This window comes from Haloferula chungangensis (assembly GCF_042664875.1).
Lineage (GTDB): Bacteria > Verrucomicrobiota > Verrucomicrobiia > Verrucomicrobiales > Akkermansiaceae > Haloferula > Haloferula chungangensis.
This window is the reverse complement of record NZ_JBHTBS010000094.1, coordinates 1-560: the sequence shown is the minus strand read 5'-3', so window position 1 is coordinate 560 and position 560 is coordinate 1. Positions and strand designations below refer to the sequence as shown.

Annotated in this window: 1 protein-coding gene and 1 pseudogene; both read left to right on the top strand. The window is 41.1% G+C overall.

Annotation, left to right across the window (positions count from 1 at the left end; translation table 11 throughout):
- Positions 1–17 precede the first annotated feature (17 nt).
- Positions 18–182, top strand: a pseudogene (locus tag ACFQY0_RS21360) (30S ribosomal protein S17); the annotation flags it as partial.
- Between the two features lie 27 nt (positions 183–209).
- Positions 210–560 (top strand): 50S ribosomal protein L14 (rplN, locus tag ACFQY0_RS21355; protein WP_379717134.1); only part of this gene is annotated, 351 nt, incomplete at its 3' end.

The window sequence follows — 560 nt, the reverse complement described above, 5'->3', positions numbered from 1 at the left end:
AGGAGGTGCCATGAATGAGCCGTATTGGTAAACGTGTGAAGTATTCTAAGAAATACAAAGCACACGATGCAAATAACTCAGCTAAAATGGGCGATGTCGTTAAAATTCAAGAAACACGTCCTTTATCAGCAACAAAACGTTTCCGTTTAGTGGAAATCGTAGAAGAATCAGTAATTATCTAAACCAAGTAAAAAGGGAGGTAACCACGCATGATTCAACAAGAATCTCGTATGAAAGTTGCCGACAACTCAGGAGCTCGTGAAGTTTTAACGATCAAAGTACTTGGTGGTACAGGTCGTAAAACAGCTAATATCGGCGACGTTGTTGTTGCAACTGTAAAACAAGCAACACCTGGTGGTGTTGTCAAGAAAGGTGACGTCGTGAAGGCTGTCATCGTTAGAACTAAAACAGGTGTACGTCGTGAAGACGGTTCATATATTAAATTCGATGAGAACGCATGTGTTATCATTCGTGATGACAAAGGTCCAAGAGGTACGCGTATTTTCGGACCAGTCGCTCGTGAATTACGTGAAGGAAACTTCATGAGAATCATCTCATTA